At 70.0% G+C, this 16,572-nt stretch carries 15 protein-coding genes; 6 read left to right on the top strand and 9 right to left on the bottom strand.

Annotated elements, in window-relative coordinates:
- Positions 1–4: 4 nt before the first annotated feature.
- From ACIQM3_RS12395 to ACIQM3_RS12420, 6 genes are all read right to left on the bottom strand, one after another.
- Positions 5–619: an ArsR/SmtB family transcription factor gene (locus ACIQM3_RS12395; RefSeq protein ID WP_401622718.1), complete on the bottom strand. Its 615-nt coding sequence runs from the start codon at positions 617–619 to the stop codon at positions 5–7.
- A gap of 76 nt (positions 620–695) precedes the next feature.
- Positions 696–1,664, bottom strand: a complete 969-nt coding sequence (locus tag ACIQM3_RS12400) for a glycine betaine ABC transporter substrate-binding protein (RefSeq protein WP_401622721.1) — start codon at positions 1,662–1,664, stop codon at positions 696–698.
- A complete protein-coding gene (locus ACIQM3_RS12405) occupies positions 1,661–2,515 on the bottom strand; it encodes an ABC transporter permease (RefSeq protein WP_401622724.1) in 855 nt (284 codons plus the stop codon). Before ACIQM3_RS12405 ends, ACIQM3_RS12400 begins: the two co-directional genes overlap by 4 nt.
- Positions 2,512–3,780, bottom strand: a complete 1,269-nt coding sequence (locus ACIQM3_RS12410) for an ABC transporter ATP-binding protein (RefSeq protein ID WP_401622727.1) — start codon at positions 3,778–3,780, stop codon at positions 2,512–2,514. Before ACIQM3_RS12410 ends, ACIQM3_RS12405 begins: the two co-directional genes overlap by 4 nt.
- Positions 3,773–4,420 carry an ABC transporter permease gene (locus ACIQM3_RS12415; protein ID WP_401622730.1) on the bottom strand — a complete coding sequence of 216 codons (648 nt, stop codon included), beginning with the start codon at positions 4,418–4,420 and terminating at the stop codon, positions 3,773–3,775. Before ACIQM3_RS12415 ends, ACIQM3_RS12410 begins: the two co-directional genes overlap by 8 nt.
- Positions 4,421–4,436: 16 nt before the next feature.
- Positions 4,437–4,910 carry an Lrp/AsnC family transcriptional regulator gene (locus ACIQM3_RS12420; RefSeq protein ID WP_401622733.1) on the bottom strand — a complete coding sequence of 158 codons (474 nt, stop codon included), beginning with the start codon at positions 4,908–4,910 and terminating at the stop codon, positions 4,437–4,439.
- Positions 4,911–5,032: 122 nt separating this feature from the next.
- On the opposite strand from ACIQM3_RS12420, the gene hppD reads away from it, so the two are divergent.
- On the top strand, positions 5,033–6,178 hold the full coding sequence (gene hppD / locus ACIQM3_RS12425; protein WP_401622736.1) for a 4-hydroxyphenylpyruvate dioxygenase: 1,146 nt from the start codon (positions 5,033–5,035) through the stop codon (positions 6,176–6,178).
- 57 nt (positions 6,179–6,235) lie between these two features.
- On the opposite strand, the gene ACIQM3_RS12430 is transcribed toward hppD, so the two are convergent.
- A complete protein-coding gene (locus ACIQM3_RS12430) occupies positions 6,236–7,933 on the bottom strand; it encodes a hypothetical protein (RefSeq protein ID WP_401622739.1) in 1,698 nt (565 codons plus the stop codon).
- Positions 7,934–8,030: 97 nt separating this feature from the next.
- Here ACIQM3_RS12430 and ACIQM3_RS12435 point away from each other — a divergent pair, with 97 nt between their 5' ends.
- Complete coding sequence (locus ACIQM3_RS12435) at positions 8,031–9,398, top strand: FAD-binding oxidoreductase (protein WP_401622742.1); 1,368 nt, start codon at positions 8,031–8,033, stop codon at positions 9,396–9,398.
- A 19-nt stretch (positions 9,399–9,417) separates the two neighbouring features.
- On the opposite strand, the gene ACIQM3_RS12440 is transcribed toward ACIQM3_RS12435, so the two are convergent.
- Complete coding sequence (locus tag ACIQM3_RS12440; RefSeq protein WP_401622745.1) at positions 9,418–9,894, bottom strand: SsgA family sporulation/cell division regulator; 477 nt, start codon at positions 9,892–9,894, stop codon at positions 9,418–9,420.
- 249 nt (positions 9,895–10,143) lie between these two features.
- Between ACIQM3_RS12440 and ACIQM3_RS12445 the strand changes: the two genes are divergently transcribed.
- From ACIQM3_RS12445 to ACIQM3_RS12455, 3 genes are all read left to right on the top strand, one after another.
- Entirely contained in the window at positions 10,144–11,712 is a 1,569-nt protein-coding gene (locus ACIQM3_RS12445; RefSeq protein WP_401622748.1) for an RDD family protein, read from the top strand.
- 100 nt (positions 11,713–11,812) lie between these two features.
- Complete coding sequence (locus ACIQM3_RS12450; protein ID WP_401624321.1) at positions 11,813–12,589, top strand: GNAT family N-acetyltransferase; 777 nt, start codon at positions 11,813–11,815, stop codon at positions 12,587–12,589.
- 113 nt (positions 12,590–12,702) lie between these two features.
- Positions 12,703–13,380 carry an RDD family protein gene (locus ACIQM3_RS12455; RefSeq protein WP_401622751.1) on the top strand — a complete coding sequence of 226 codons (678 nt, stop codon included), beginning with the start codon at positions 12,703–12,705 and terminating at the stop codon, positions 13,378–13,380.
- 4 nt (positions 13,381–13,384) lie between these two features.
- Here ACIQM3_RS12455 and ACIQM3_RS12460 read toward each other — a convergent pair whose 3' ends face one another.
- Positions 13,385–13,675: a hypothetical protein gene (locus tag ACIQM3_RS12460; RefSeq protein ID WP_401622754.1), complete on the bottom strand. Its 291-nt coding sequence runs from the start codon at positions 13,673–13,675 to the stop codon at positions 13,385–13,387.
- Between the two features lie 394 nt (positions 13,676–14,069).
- Between ACIQM3_RS12460 and ACIQM3_RS12465 the strand changes: the two genes are divergently transcribed.
- Positions 14,070–16,469, top strand: a complete 2,400-nt coding sequence (locus ACIQM3_RS12465; protein WP_401622757.1) for an immune inhibitor A domain-containing protein — start codon at positions 14,070–14,072, stop codon at positions 16,467–16,469.
- Positions 16,470–16,572 lie beyond the last annotated feature (103 nt).

The following is a 16,572-nucleotide window of genomic DNA, read 5'->3' on the forward strand; positions in this document are numbered from 1 at the left end:
CCCCTCAGTCGGTGGGACGCGGGAACATGTGCAGGTGGGTGCGGACGACGGCCGACCCCTCGGTGCCGTCGGGGACACGGTCCTGGTAGCTGTTCATGAGCTCCTGCACCTTCTCCGCGAGCTCCAGGGAGAGTTCAGGGGTGAGTCGCAGCTTGAAGTCGCTGATGTCGAAGGCGCGGCGCCACTCCTCGGGCCATTCGTGCATCGTCCCGAGCCAGGTGTTCAAGTCCTGGGCGTGGCGGCCGGCGACCTCGTGGAGCACGAGCCCGACAGCGCCACGTACCTCGGCGTCCGGGTGCTCCAGGAAGGTGCTCGCGTTGAGGGTGTTGCCCGTGTGGACGGCCTTCCACCACCGCTCGCGCCCCTTGCCGCGCTCCGGGTCGTCCTCGACGAAGCCGTACGTCGCGAGCTGGCGCAGGTGGTAGCTGGTGGCCCCGCTGGACTCGCCGAGCCGGTCGGCGAGTCCGGAGGCTGTCGCGGGGCCGAACTCCCTCAGGGTGTTCAGCAGCCGGATCCTCAGCGGGTGGGCGAGACCACGCAGGGTGCGGGCATCGACGTGGTGGATCTTCGGGTCATCGGCATAGGGCGTCGGGTGGCGCTCCGGCTCGTTCGGTGACATGCCATGACCATAGAGTTGCAAAGACTGCTTTGCAACGCGTTTTTTGCAACGACTTCTTTGGAAGTCCCCGTTCCGCTCAGCCCTCCTTGATGAATCCTTCCTTCACCAGCCAGTCCTTCGCGACCTCGTGCGGGTCCTGGCCGTCCACATCCACCTTGGAGTTCAGCTCCTGTGCGAGCTGCGTCGTCAGCTTCTTCGTGATCGGCGCCAGCAGCTCGGCGATCTCGGGGTACTTGTCGAGGGTCGCCGTGTGGATGAGGGGAGCGGCGTTGTAGTTGGGGAAGAACTGCCTGTCGTCCTCCAGGACGTCGAGGTTCATCGCCTTGATCCGGCCGTCCGTGGTGTACACCTCGCCGAGCAGGCAGGAATCGGACTTCACCTGCGTGTAGATGATCCCCGCGTCCATCTTCTTGATGCTCGATGCGGGCAGCTTCATCCCGTACTTCTTCTGCATGCCGGGCAGCCCGTCGTCACGCGAGGCGAACTCGTTCTCCACGCAGACCGTCACGGCCTTCGGGTCCTTCTTGGCGAGCGCCGCCACGTCCGAGAGCGTCTTCAGCTTGTACTTGGCGTTGTTCTTCTTGCTGATGGCCAGGGCGTACGTGTTGTCGAGGGTGGCCGGCGGCAGCCAGGTCACCCCGTTGCCGATGTCCTCGTCGCGCACCGCCTTCCACTGCTTCTGCGGGTCGACGATCGGTTCGGCATGGCCCAGGTAGGTGATCCACGCCGTGCCGGTGTAGTCGTAGAGCGCGTCGGCGTCGCCCTTGACGACCGCTTCACGCGCGCTGATCGACCCGGGCAGGTTCGTCCGGTCCAGGACCTCGGCGCCGGCCGCCTTGAAGACCAGCCCCATGATCTGGCCGAGGACGATGTTCTCGCTGAAGTTCTTCGAGGTCACTGTCAGGGACGCGCCCTTGAGGGGCTGCCCCTGCCCGACCGATCCCGGTTCCACCTCGTCCACCAGCGGTGATCCGCTCTTCAGCCCGCACCCCGTGAGCAGGAGGGCGAGCGCGGCCGCCGATGCCAGGCCCGTACGTACCCTCACGCTTCCTCCAGTCCGCGCGGCGTCAGCCACAGTTCGACCAGCGACGCCAGCCAGTCCACCAGCAGTGCCAGCACCACCGTCAGTACGGAACCGAGCACCAGCACGGGCATGCGCTGGGTCTGGATCCCTGAGGTGATGAGGTCGCCGAGTCCTCCGCCACCGCCGAAGGTGGCGAGGGTCGCCGTGCCCACGTTGAGCACCAGGGCGGTGCGTACGCCCGCCAGGATCAGCGGGACGGCGAGCGGCAGCTCGACCTTGGTGAGCGTGCCCATGGCGGACATGCCGATGCCCTTGGAAGCCTCCACCAGGGTCGGCTCGATCTGGTTCAGTCCCGCCACCGTGTTGGAGAGCACCGGCAGGACCGCGTAGATCACCATGCCGGTGATGGCCGTCGACGGTCCGATGCCCAGCCAGATCACCAGCAGGGCCAGAAGCCCGATCGCGGGTGTGGCCTGGCCGATGTTCGCGAGGGTCGTGACGCCCGGGGCGGCCTTCTTGAGGCCGCGCCGGGTCAGCGCGATACCTAGCGGGAGCGCGATGATCAGCACCCAGAAGGTGGAGATCGCGGTCAGTCTGACGTGCTGCCACCAGCGGACCTGCACGTTGTCGCCGGCCAGCGAGTTCTCCGCGATCGAGTCGAGGTCGATGTTGGAGATCCACAGATACGTCGCCACGAGGACGACGGCGCAGACGGCCGGCACCAGCACGAGCTTCTTCCAGGTGATCCTCCGCGCCGGACCCGAGGACGGCGGGGTGGGCTCCGTCTCCTCGTCACGGAAGGCATGGCCCTGGACGTCGTGCTCGCCGGGTGGCCGTGCGTCCTTCGGGGATGCTTGACGGCTGGGGGTCATAGCCCGCTGCCACCGCCTTCGAGCTCCTGTTCCGTCTGATGGGACCGGGACTCCTCCAGGTCGTGCCGGTGCTCCATCGCGGCGAGCCGGTCGGCCTCCAGGAGCTCCTGCACGGAGTTCAGCAGCGTGTGCATGTCGACCACGCCGATGAACTCACCGCGCCGCCCCGTCACCGCGACCCGCCCGCCGCTGTCGGTCAGCACCGCCTCCAGCGCGTCGTGCAGCGTCGCGTCCCGGGTGACGGTGTCGTGAACCAGCTGCCCGGCCCTGGCGAGCGAGCCCTTGGCCCGCATCAGGTCGCCGCGCCGCAGCCACTTGTACGGACGGTTGCGGCGGTCCAGCATCAGCAGCTCGTTGTGCTGGCCCTCGCGCAGCTTGTTGAAGATCGACTGGAGGGGGTCCTCGACGGTCACCGTGGGGAAGTCGGCGATCCCCACGTCCCGCACGCGGGTGAGGTTGAGCCGCTTCAGGGCCGCGCCCGCCCCCACGAACCCCGAGACGAAGTCGTCCGTCGGGTTGGTCAGGATGGCCTCGGGGGTGTCGAACTGCGCGATGTGCGACCGCTCCCGCAGCACCGCGATCCGGTCGCCCAGCTTGATGGCCTCGTCGAAGTCGTGGGTGACGAAGACGATCGTCTTGTGCAGCTCGTGCTGGAGCCGGATCAGCTCGTCCTGGAGGTGATCGCGGGTGATCGGGTCGACCGCCCCGAACGGCTCGTCCATCAGCAGCACCGGCGGGTCCGCGGCCAGCGCCCGGGCCACGCCCACACGCTGCTGCTGGCCGCCGGAGAGCTGGCGCGGATACCGCCCGTGGAACTCCCGGGGGTCGAGACCGACCAGGTCGAGCATCTCCTCGACCCGGTCCTTCACCCCGGACTTCGACCAGCCCGTCATCTTCGGCACGAGGGCGATGTTCTCCGCGACCGTCATGTGCGGGAAGAGACCGGAGGACTGGATGGCGTAGCCGATCTTGCGGCGCAGCTTCACCGGGTCCATGTCGGTGACGTCCTCGTCGTTGATCCTGATCCGCCCGGACGTCGGCTCGATCAGACGGTTGATCATCTTCAGCGTGGTGGACTTCCCGCAGCCCGAGGGGCCCACGAGAATCACGGTCTCACCGGCCTTGATGTCCATGGACACGTTGTCCACGGCGGGATTGGGGTTCCCGGGGTAGGACTTGCTGAGGTTCTCCAGCTGGATCGTCGCGCCCGAGGTGGGCGGGCGGGGCGGGGCCGACTCCGTCGACCCGGTGGCGGTCTCAGGCACGGATCCCCCTAGGGATGGTGAGCCGCCCGAGCAGTACGTACGCGGCGTCGAAGAGCAGGGCGAGGATGACGATGCCGATCGTGCCGGCGAGGACCTGATTGATGGCGTTGGCGCTTCCGAGTGAGGCGAGTCCGCGGAAGATCTCGTTGCCGAGACCGGGACCCGAGGCGTACGCGGCGATGGCGGCGATGCCCATCAGCATCTGGGTGGCGACCCTGATGCCGGTGAGGATGGGCGGCCACGCGAGCGGCAGCTCCACCTTGAGCAGCCGCCTCGTGCGGGACATCCCGATGCCCTTCGCCGCGTCGACGAGGGAGGGGTCGACCCCGCGCAGGCCGACGATGCAGTTGCGGACGATGGGCAGCAGCCCGTACAGGGTCAGGATGATCACGGTGGGCGGGACCCCGAGGCCGACGAGCGGGATCAGCAGGCCGATCGCGGCGAGGGACGGGATGGTGAGGATCGCAGAGGTGGAGGTGACCGCCAAGGCACCGCCCCAGCCGCTGCGGTAACTGACGACACCGATCAGGACGCCGAGGACGGTGGCGATGACCATGCACTGGAAGACGGCGCTGACGTGCTGGAACGCGTCCGTGAGCAACTGTTGGTGCCTCGTGCTCAAATACTCCCAGAAGTTCACATGTTGCTCCCTCGCCTCAGTCGCTGTCCTGTGCAGCCTGCTCAATCAGCGGGATAATACGCAGGGGCACCGGATTTTCCATGACGATCGCCGTGGAGGCCCGGACGATGCCATCAAAGCCGAGGACCAGGTCGATCACCCGTTGGAGATCGGCGTTCGAGCGGGCCACGAGCCGGCAGAGCATGTCCCCGTGGCCGGTCGTCGTGTGCAGTTCCAGCACCTCCGGCACGCTGATCAAATGGGCCCGTACGTCGGCGCCTTGGCCCTGCTTGATCTCCAGCGTGGCGAACGCGGTGACGGGGTAGCCGAGCGCCGCCGGGTCCACGTCAGGGCCGAAGCCGCGGAGGACGCCATTGGACTGAAGACGGTCCAGCCTCGCCTGCACCGTCCCGCGCGCCACCCCGAGCCGCCGCGACGCCTCAAGTACGCCGATACGGGGCTCACGGGCCAGCAGCACGATGAGCCGGCCGTCCAGTCGATCGATCGCCATGATCCGCCTTCCGATGGTCAGCCTGTACGGACAGCCCGCCCATCCTGGCGTCCGGGTGTACAGATTGACCAGTGGATCCGCGAACTGTTGCGCACCTTGCGGAGCGGCGGGAACCTTCGGACATGACTGAGACTGTGCACACCACCCCCGACACCGCCCGGCAGGCCGATCCCTTCCCGGTCAAGGGAATGGACGCGGTGGTCTTCGCTGTGGGCAACGCCAAGCAGGCGGCGCACTACTACTCGACCGCTTTCGGCATGAAGCTCGTCGCCTACTCCGGACCGGAGAACGGCAGCCGCGAGACCGCGAGTTACGTCCTGACCAACGGCTCCGCCCGCTTCGTCCTCACCTCCGTCATCAAGGCGTCCACCGAATGGGGCACCTTCCTCAGCGACCATGTGCACGCCCACGGCGACGGCGTGGTGGACCTCGCCATCGAGGTCCCCGACGCCCGCGCGGCCTACGCGTACGCCGTCGAGCACGGCGCGCGGGGCATCACCGAGCCGCACGAGGTCAAGGACGAGCACGGCACGGTCGTCCTGGCCGCCATCGCGACGTACGGGAAGACCCGCCACACGCTGGTCGAGCGCGGCGGCTACGACGGGCCGTACCTCCCCGGCTACACGGCCGCGGACCCGGTCGTCGAGCCGGCCGACAGGAGGACCTTCCAGGCCATCGACCACTGCGTCGGCAACGTCGAGCTCGGCCGGATGAACGAGTGGGTGACCTTCTACAACAACGTCATGGGCTTCACCAACATGAAGGAGTTCGTCGGCGACGACATCGCCACCGAGTACTCCGCGCTGATGTCGAAGGTCGTCGCCGACGGCACGCTGAAGGTCAAGTTCCCCATCAACGAGCCCGCGATCGCGAAGAAGAAGTCGCAGATCGACGAGTACCTGGAGTTCTACGGCGGCGCGGGCGTCCAGCACATCGCACTCGCCACGAACGACATCGTCGCGTCAGTGAAGGCGATGCGGGCGGCCGGCGTGCAGTTCCTGGACACCCCGGACTCGTACTACGACACCCTGGGGGAGTGGGCGGGCGAGACCCGCGTGCCCGTGGAGACGCTGCGCGAGCTGAAGATCCTCGTCGACCGCGACGAGGACGGCTACCTGCTGCAGATCTTCACCAAGCCGGTCCAGGACCGCCCGACGGTCTTCTTCGAGATGATCGAGCGGCACGGCTCGATGGGCTTCGGCAAGGGCAACTTCAAGGCCCTGTTCGAGGCGATCGAGCGCGAGCAGGAGAAGCGCGGCAACCTGTAGCCACAGAGCGGAAGGGGCCCTTCTCCCAGCCGGGAGAAGGGCCCCTTCCGCATGCGGTTACGGGGTCGCCGTGGCCGCGCCGGGCTTCGCCCTCGGAGCGGCCGAGGCGGAAGCCGACGGTGCGGGCTCCGGCCGGGCCGCCTCCCCGGCGCCCTTCGCTGCGTCCCTCCCTGTCGCCTTGCCGGCCTCCGGCGAGGCCTCCGCCGAGGCCTCCGCCGAGGGCTCCGTCCGGGGCTCGTTCCCGGCCCCCTCCGGCTTCCCGGGCTCCTGCGCGGGCTCCGGTCCGGGCGGCTGCGCCGCCGCGGGGCCGCCCGCCGCCGGCTCACCCAGCGCGTCCAGGGCCTCCCGCGCCAGCGGGGCGGCCAGGGGCGAGAAGTCCGGGTCCGTGCGGAGGGCCTCCTCCAGATGGCCGCGGGCCGGGCCGTCCTGGCCGAGCGCGCTCTCGATCATCCCCAGGTGGTAGGCGTACGAGGCGTCCCGTACGCCGGTCTCCACCGCCCGCTCCGCGTACTGCATGGCCTCCTCGCTCCGGCCCGCCCGGTGCAGCGACCAGGCCAGGGTGTCCGACACCGCCGCACTGCGGCGCTGCGCCGCCCACTCGGTGCGCATCAGCTCCACCGCCGCCTCCGGGTCACCGTGGTCGGCCTCGAAGCGGGCCTCGGTCAGGGACTCGTCGACCCCGGCCGTTCTCGCCCGCGTGAGGAGGTCGCGGAGCTTCGCGTGCTGGGTGCGCGCGTCGCCGTCCAGGTCCAGGGACTCGTACAGCTCGGCCAGTTCGAGCACGTACTCGGGGCGGGGGAGCTTCGTCGTCACCGTCCGGTAGTCCGCCAGCGCCTCGTCCGTGCGGTCCAGGGCCGCCAGGGCGCGGGCCCGGCCCGCGCGGGAGGCGAGGTGGCCGCGGTCGGTGCGCAGGGCGGCGTCGTAGTGCGCTAGGGCCTCCGCAGGCTCCCCGCGCTCACCGGCGAGGTCTCCGAGGCGGTGCAGGGCCGCCGCCTTCGCGGCGGGCGTGCCGGCGCGGTCCGCCGCCTCCTGGGCGGTGGCCAGAGCGTCCTCGCGCCAGCCCTGGTTGCGGTACATGTCGGACGTCCTGGCCAGGGCGGGGGCGCCCTTGCGGAGGGTGCCGAACTTCTCGGTGGCCTTGGCCGCCGCCGCGTACTCGCCGAGGCCGTTGTAGGCGTCGATCAGCACCGGGTACGCCGTCCAGTCCTTCGGCTGCCGCGCGCGGACCGTCTCGCCCCACTTCTTCGCGGCGAGGAAGTCGTTACGGGCATTGGCGAGCGTCCCGAGACCCACCCAGGCCTGCACGTTCCCGCGCTCACCCGGCTGTGCGGCCAGAGAACGCTGGAGGGCCTGCTCGGCCCGGGCGTAGTACGCCGTGTCCGCGGACCGCCGGCCCCACTCCACGTAGGCCGTGCCGAGCACCGCCCAGGACGGGGCGTCCGCGGGGTGCGTCTCCACCCACTTCTGCCGGTCGCCGATGAGAGCCGTCAGGTCGGACAGGGACGCCGGGGACCCCGCCGCCGCCGCGGCCTCGGCCCGGGCCACGGGCCCCGGCGTCGGCGGTGCGGCCACCTCGTCGCCGTCCGGTACGGCGATCACCGCACCGGCCACGAGCACGGCTCCCGCCACCGCGCCGAACGCCGCCCTGCGCAGCGTGGTGCGCATCGGCGCGGGGGGCGGGGGGACGGCCGTCGCACCCTGGGGCGGCAGGGTGGAGGGGAGCGGCTCCGGATTCTGCTGCGGCTTGACATCCATGGCCATCACTCTGCGTCAGTATGAAGATCGCATCGCGCTCCGCGAAGGGTGACGCAGACGGGTTCACACCATTGGCCCCGGGTGCCACGCTTGGATCATGGACCCTCTCCTCGAACAACTGCGCGCAGGTCTCCCTGCCGAGGCGCTGATCACGGACCCGGACGTCACCGCCTCGTACGCCCACGACATGGCGAGCTTCTGCGACGCCGGCGCCCCCGCCGTCGTGGTGCTCCCGCGCACGGTCGAGGAGGTCCAGCACGTCATGAGGACCGCCACCGCCCTGCGGGTCCCCGTCGTCCCCCAGGGCGCGAGGACCGGACTGTCGGGTGCGGCCAACGCCTCCGACGGCTGCATCGTGCTCTCCCTGGTGAAGATGGACCGGATCCTGGAGATCAGTCCGGTGGACCGGATCGCGGTCGTCGAGCCGGGCGTCGTCAACGCCACGCTGTCCCGTGCCGTCAACGAGCACGGGCTGTACTACCCGCCGGATCCGTCGAGCTGGGAGATGTGCACGATCGGCGGCAACATCGGTACCGCGTCCGGGGGGCTGTGCTGCGTGAAGTACGGCGTCACCGCCGAATACGTCCTGGGCCTCGAGGTCGTCCTGGCCGACGGACGGCTGCTGAACACCGGACGCCGCACCGCGAAGGGTGTCGCCGGATACGACCTCACCCGGCTCTTCGTCGGTTCGGAGGGCAGCCTCGGCATCGTCGTGAAGGCCGTCCTCGCGCTGCGGCCCCAGCCGCCGCAGCAGCTCGTGCTCGCCGCCGAGTTCCCGTCGGCGGCGGCGGCCTGCGACGCGGTGTGCCGGATCATGGAGCGGGGGCACACTCCGTCACTCCTCGAACTGATGGACCGTACGACTGTGCGTGCCGTCAACGCGATGGCCTCCATGGGCCTCCCCGAGACCACCGAGGCGCTGCTGCTCTGCGCCTTCGACACGCCCGACCCGGCGGCCGACCTCGCCGCCGTCGGGGAACTCTGCACAGCGGCCGGGGCCACCGACGTCGTGCCCGCCGATGACGCGGCCGAGTCCGAACTCCTGCTCCAGGCCCGCAGGCTGTCCCTCCCCGCCCTGGAGACCGTCAAGTCCGCCACGATGATCGACGACGTGTGCGTGCCGCGCTCGCAGCTCGGCGCGATGATCGAGGGCACCGCCGCCATCGCCGAGAAGTTCGGGCTCACCATCGGTGTGTGCGCCCACGCGGGCGACGGCAACACCCACCCCGTCGTCTGCTTCGACCACACCGACGCCGACGAGTCCCGCAGGGCCCGCGAGTCCTTCGACGAGATCATGGCGCTGGGCCTCGAACTGGGCGGCACCATCACCGGCGAACACGGGGTCGGCGTCCTGAAGAAGGAGTGGCTCGCCCGCGAACTGGGTGAGGTCGGGGTCGAGTTGCAGCGCGGCATCAAGGCCGCCTTCGACCCGCTCGGGCTGCTCAACCCCGGCAAGCTGTTCTGACGACCGCCCACGCCGACGCTCAGGCCTCCCCGTCCTGAGGCTCGTCCTGGGACCAGGGGTCGCTCAGCCACAGGTCGTCCGCCGGCAGCGGGGTGAGCAGCTCGGCGAGGGCTCCGTCCAGTCCGAGCAGCGAACTCTCGGTCCCCGGCGGGACCACCCGCAGGGTGCGCTCCACCCACGCGGACACGGCGACCGACGGCACCTCCAGGAGGGCGTTGCCGTCGGGTGAGGTGAGCGCGACGCAGACGACGCCCCGGTCCTCGACCCTGGTCGGCCAGATCCGTACGTCCCCGTGCCCGCACGGCCGGAACACGCCCTCCACCAGCAGCTCGCGGGCGAACGTCCAGTGCACGGGCGACTCGGAGCCGATGTGGAAGGTGATGTGCACGGCGTACGGGTCGTCGGTGAAGTAGGACAGTCGCGCGGGTACGGGGACGGACCGCTCGGGCGACAGGACCAGCTTCACTTCCAGTTCGCGTTCCACGGCGTTCTGCATGAGGGTGCACGACCTTCCGATGCTCGTAGGGCCCGGTCCCTTGACCGGTCCGCACAAGGAGAGAGCGCCCTCACGGACGTCTATGACGCGACTTCCCAGAAAAACTTCCCTGGACCCTGAAAGTGGTCCAAACGACAGGACAGGCCCGGGGGTGCTCGACGGTCTGATAGATGTGGACCCTTGTATTGAGGTCGGCCACCCCCGACGGCCGGCCGGCCTGAGGCCTCGAAGAGATACGGGACCACGGTGATGAGCGCCCCAACCCCGGCACCCGGTGACGAAAGCCCCCGCGATGGGTACTACCCAGACCCGTCCATTCCCGGATACGTCCGGTACTGGAACGGCGCTTCGTGGGTCCCCGGCACCAGCCGGCCCGCGCCCCAGCAGGGCGAGACGACTCCGGCGGCGCCGCCCGCCCCGACGGCCGAGGCCGTCCCGCAGCGGCCGGCCCCGGTGGACGAGACCGGGCCGATGTACCTCGACGAGGCCGACGCCTCGGACGCACCCGGCGGGGACGCCGGGGCAGGCACGGGTGAGGCGGACGTCGCCCCCGGCCGGCCCAGGCCGGCGACCGCCTGGCAGGCGGACACCTCCCGGCAGACCGGCTTCGGCGGCGAACGCGACCACCGCGTCTCCTGGGGCGGCCCGGACCCGCGTACGCCCGAGGCGCACACGCCCGAAGCGGGGACGCGGACGCCACCCGCCGCTCCCGCCCGTGAGACCCCGCCGGACGCGCCCGCCGACCGCGCGCCCGCCGACCCCCGCCGGCCCGGCACCCCGGACCCGACGCGCGGCGCCCTGCCCGGCATGCGGGACGGCAACGACGAGGTGAGCGACGGCACCGTCGCCATCCGCGTCGACCGGCCCGGCAGCGGCGACGCCAACCGCCGCCCGCCGACCGACGGCACGGTCACGATCCGCGCGGTGGGGTCCGGCGGCCGTCCCCCACGACCGCGCGAGGAGGGCCCCGCCCCCGCCGAGGGCACGATGACGATCCGCGCCGTGCCGCCCGGCTCCACCCAGCAGCCGCCCGCTCCCGCACCGGCGCCCACCCCGCCGCAGGAGCCCGCACCGGCGCCCACCCCGCCGCATGCTCAGGCGCCGCTGAACACGCCCCTGACCCCGGGCCCCGGCGGCGGTTCCGCTTCCTGGGCGCAGCAGGTCCACCAGCTCGCCCAGCCCGAGCAGGCGGCCCGCCCGCAGCAGCCGCGGCCCCAGCAGCAGAGCCCGATGCCCGTGCGGCAACAGGGCGCAGGGCCCGAGCAGCAGCAGCCTGTCGTGCCCTGGAAGCCCCCGGTCGAGGACCCCTTCCAGCAGCTCGTCCGCTCCCAGGCCTCGGCCAGGCCCGCCGGTCTCGGCAAGCGGCTGGCCGCCCGGATCATCGACACGGTCGTCCTCGGGGTGTTCGTCGGCGCGGCCGGCTTCCCGCTGGTCACTCGGGCGACGGACCACATCGACCAGAAGATCGAAGCGGCGAAGCTCTCCGGAGAGACGGTCACCGTCTGGCTCCTGGACTCGACCACGGCCGGGCTGTTCGGAGGGGTCCTCGCCGCGTTCCTCGTCCTCGGCGTCGTCCTGGAAGCCGTGCCCACCGCCAAGTGGGGCCGCACGCTGGGCAAGAAGCTGTGCGGTCTCGAGGTGCGGGACATCGAGTCCCACGACGCCCCGGCCCTGGGCGCCGCACTGCGCCGCTGGCTGGTGTACGGGGTGCTGGGCCTGGTCGTCGTCGGGGTGGTCAATGTGCTCTGGTGTCTGATCGACCGCCCGTGGCGCCAGTGCTGGCACGACAAGGCGGCCCGTACGTTCGTCGCGGGCTGAGGGAGCTCGGGGGAGCCCCGGATCCCGCTCGTCCGCCCAGCCCTTCCTTCTACGCCCTCAGGAGCCCTTGGTGGAGGATCTCGCGAATGCCGTCGAGTCGATGGAGCAGCTCGTCGTGGGCTGGCGTGAGCTGGTGCTCGACCGGGACGCGGCCGCGGACGTGCGTGACCTCCCGGGCATCGCCGTACGGTGGGCCGACTCCCGGTTCGCCTTCTGGAACTGCGTCACCCTGACCGGCGTCGGCGCGGACCCGGACCTCGTGCGGCAACGGCTGAGCGAGGCGGCGGAGATCATGCGCGCCAAGGAGCGGCCGGGGTTCCTGTGGGTCTTCGAGGACCTCCTGACCGGCGAGGCGCGCGAGGCGCTCGGGACGGCAGCCGCGGAGGCGGGCCTCGAACACGCCTTCCCCGGCACCGGCATGGCCGGAGATCTGCTGCCCCTTCCAGAACCGGCCCACCGCGACCTGACGTTCGTACGCGTGACCACCGACGAACACCTGCTGGCCTACGCCGACCTCAACTCCCAGGCCTACGGCTTCCCCCTGGAGGACGGCCGCGACGGCCTCGTCGGCTCCGTGCTGTGGAGGGACCGGGTTCACGCCTACCTGGGCATGCGGGACGGCGTGCCGGTGACGTGCGCGGCGACGGTGGGGGTGGCTGGCCGTCTCTTCGTCGTGCTCGTCGCCACGGCCCCGGCGTGGGAGCGCAACGGCTACGGCGAAGCCGTGACGCGCAAGGCACTGTACGAGGGAGGGCGGGCCACCGGCCTGACCCGTGCGACCCTGCACGCGACCGCCGCCGGCGCGCCCGTGTACCCCCGCATCGGTTTCGAACCGAACTCCCCGATGGCCTTCTACGCCCTGAAGAACCCGGCCTGACTCCCACGGGGCAGCGGGCCGGGAGTGGCCCCGTACGCCCGTGTGCTGACGCCCCGTCCCCCGAAGGGACCCCAGCCGTTGCGGGCCTTCGCGGGCCGGGGTGCACTGCCCCCATGAGTAACGAACCACCGCCTCCGCCGCCGCCCGAGGACGACCCCTTCTCGAAGCGGCCGCCGCAGGGGCCTCCGCCCCCGTCGAGCGGGTCGCCGTACGACAGCGGGCCGCCTCCGCCCCCGCCGCCGCACGACCCGTACGGCGGCGGTGGTCCCTACGGTGGCGGTGGTCCCTACGGTGGCGCGGATCCGCTGGCCGGCATGCCGCCGCTCGCCGAACCGGGCAGGCGGATCCTGGCGCGGTTGATCGACTTCCTCATCATCTCGATCCCGCTGTACCTGATCTCGCTGCCCTTCGGTGGCGCGGTCGACGTCTCCTCGGACGACGGCAACGACGACTTCGGCAACGCCATCGGCAACACCTACACCGGTCATCAGCTGGTGTGGTCGCTGATCGGCCTGGTGGTCTACGTCGCGTACGACACGTACTTCACCCACAAGGACGGCCGGACGCCCGGCAAGCGGCTGCTGAAGATGCGCGTCGCGATGCTCAACGACGGCTCGGTCCCCGACACGAGCTCCTCGCTGATGCGGGCCGTCGTGCTCTGGCTGCCCGCTCTGCTGTGCTGCCCGTGTCTCTGGTGGCTCATCAACATCGTGCTGATGTTCACGGACAAGCCCTACCGGCAGGGTCTGCAGGACAAGGCGGGCAAGACCGTGGTCGTCACCGCGACCTGAGTTCTCAGCGGTGCAGCGAGTGCTCCCCGATGTGCTCCCGCTGGGCGGCGGCGATCTCGATGTCCTCGATCGTGCGGTGCGTGCGGGCGGTGGTGGGAGGTGCCGTCGCCCGCCGGGCAGCCCTCGTGCGTGCAGGCAGGGCCATGGCCACCAGCAGGCCGAGTATCAGCGCCACGGTGGAGACGGCGGCGACACCGATGCCCGACTCCGTGCGGAACAGCAACAGCAGGGCGAGGGCGGAGAAGACGACGGTGGCCGAACCGTAGGAGAACTGTGCTGCAGTCGGACGCGGCATGGCGGTATCCGTCCTCGGGGCGTCGGATAGGGAAGTCTTTCAACACGTTCGCACTGTCAATCGACTCTACGACGGTGGATGCCCGTGAGGAACGGGTAGTAAGCGTGACCTAACCCACGGTACCGGTGCACGGGGGGCGCACGGAGTCACACCGACGCCGGGACGGGCCTTCGGCGCGCCGGTCGGCTGCCCGGTCCGGTGCCCGGTCCGCCTGGATTCACGTCCGGATACCGGAAAAGAGCTCCCGCATAGTGCACTTGGTATGTCCAAGTCAAGATCTGTCTTTTCTCTCACAACTCCGATCGAATGTCGTCACTTGTGACGCGTTGAACGCGCGCGGCCCGAATTCTCACCCCCTGGCCGCGGACGCGAACGCCGGGGAGGACTGCATCAAGTGACCACTCAGAGACGGGCGCTACGCGCCACCGCCGTAGCCGTGTGCCTGGCCGCCACCGCCGCGACGGCATCCGCCTTCGCCACGGCGCAGGCGGACGACAGGACGTCGGGTTCGGGCGCTTCCATCGTGGACCGCCGCGATCCCGCGCCGGCCAAGGCGCACGAGCACGACCTGGAAGGCCCCTTCAGCAAGGAGCAGGACGCGCAGCGTCAGGCCGCGCTGGAGCAGGTCCTGTCCGGCGACAAGAAGGTGACGGCCAAGGGCGGTTCCAAGGTCGTCAAGCTCGGCAGGAGCAAGTACGTCGAGCTCGGCCGGGAGAAGACCGACAAGATCTTCACCATCCTCGTGGAGTTCGGCGACCAGGTCGACGACACCACGATGTTCGACCCCGATGGCGACGGCCCGAAGCCGCCCGTCAAGAAGTACGGCGGCACGCCCGGCCCGCTGCACAACGAGATAGCCGAGCCCGACCCGGCGAAGGACAACAGCACCGCCTGGCAGGCCGATTACGACCAGGCCCACTTCCAGGACCTCTACTTCGGTGAGGGCAAGGGCAAGGACTCGCTGAAGACGTACTACGAGAAGACGTCCTCCGGGCGTTACTCCGTCGACGGTGAGGTCTCGGACTGGGTCAAGGTCCCGTACAACGAGGCTCGTTACGGCTCCAACTACTGCGGCTCGACCAACTGCGCCAACGTCTGGGACACCGTCCGCGACGGCGTCAACGCCTGGGTGACCGACCAGAAGGCCAAGGGCCGCACCCTGGACGAGATCAAGGCCGACCTCGCGAAGTACGACGAGTGGGACCGTTACGACTTCGACGGTGACGGCAACTTCAACGAGCCCGACGGCTACATCGACCACTTCCAGCTGGTCCACGCCGGCGAGGACGAGTCCGCGGGCGGCGGCACCGAGGGCACGAACGCCATCTGGGCGCACCGCTGGTACGCGTACGGCACCAACGCCGGTGCGACGGGCCCCGAGGGCAACAAGGCCGGTGGCGCCGAGATCGGCGACACGGGCATCTGGGTGGGCGACTACACCGCGCAGCCCGAGAACGGCGGCCTGGGCGTCTTCGCCCACGAGTACGCCCACGACCTCGGCCTCCCGGACCTGTACGACACCTCCGGCGGCGGCGAGAACTCGGTCGGCTTCTGGTCCCTGATGTCGGCGGGCTCCTGGCTCGGCACCGGCAAGGGCGAGATAGGCAACCTCCCGGGCGACATGACCGCCTGGGACAAGCTCCAGCTCGGCTGGCTCGACTACGACACGGCGAAGGCCGCGACGAAGTCGACCCACAAGCTGGGTGTCTCGGAGTACAACACCAAGGACAAGCAGGCGCTCGTCGTCGAGCTGCCGGAGAAGGCCGTCACCACCACGGTCACGAAGCCCGCCGAGGGCTCCAAGCAGTGGTGGAGCGACATGGGTGACGACCTGTCGAACACCCTGAGCCGCTCCGTCGACCTCACCGGGAAGTCGGCCGCATCGCTGGACCTGTCCGGCTGGTACGACATCGAGGCCGACTACGACTACCTCTACACCGAGGTGTCCGAGAACGGCGGCAGCAGCTGGACCGCGCTCGACGGCACGGCCGACGGCAAGGCCATTCCGCGCGACGCCAGCGACAAGCCGGCCCTGACGGACGTCTCCGGCGCGTACAAGAAGCTCTCCTTCCCGCTGGACGCCTACGCGGGCAAGAAGATCGACATCCGCTTCCGCTACCAGACGGACGGCGGCGCGGGCGGCAAGGGCTTCGCGGCCGACGCCATCACGGTCACCGCCGACGGCTCCGCGCTCTTCACGGACGGCGCCGAGGGTGACGACAACGGCTGGACGTCCAAGGGCTTCTCGCGGATCGGTGAGTCGTTCACCAACGACTACCCGCAGTACTACATCGCCGAGAACCGCCAGTACGTCTCGTACGACAAGACCCTCGAGGTCGGCCCGTACAACTTCGGCTTCTCCGCCACCCGCCCCGACTGGGTCGAGCACTACTCGTACCAGAACGGTCTGATGGTCTGGCTCTGGGACACCTCCCAGAAGGACAACAACACCTCGGTCCACCCCGGCAAGGGTCTGATCCTGCCGGTGGACTCGCACGCCAAGCCGCTGAAGTGGACGGACGGCACGCTCCTGCGCAACAAGATCCAGCCCTTCGACGCGCCGTTCAGCTGGTACCCGAACAAGGGCTTCACACTGCACAACGCGGACGTGGCGCTGAAGATCAAGCCGTCCCTGGGCGTCCCGGTCTTCGACGACCGCAAGGGCACCTACTGGTACGAGGAAAACCCGACAGGAAGTGTCGAGGTTACTGACACCAATACCCGGATCGCCATCGTGAACGAGCCGCTCAGCGGCTCGACGATGACCGTGAAGGTCGGCCCCTCGGGCAAGTAGTCCGAAAAACACCTGGTCAAAGCGCGACCGGCCGTCGCCCTCTAGCGGGGCGGCGGCCGGTCGTGTTTAGGTGCGTCCTACCGATCCTTATTGACACGAAGTC

The organism is Streptomyces sp. NPDC091271, assembly GCF_044757505.1.
GTDB lineage: Bacteria > Actinomycetota > Actinomycetes > Streptomycetales > Streptomycetaceae > Streptomyces.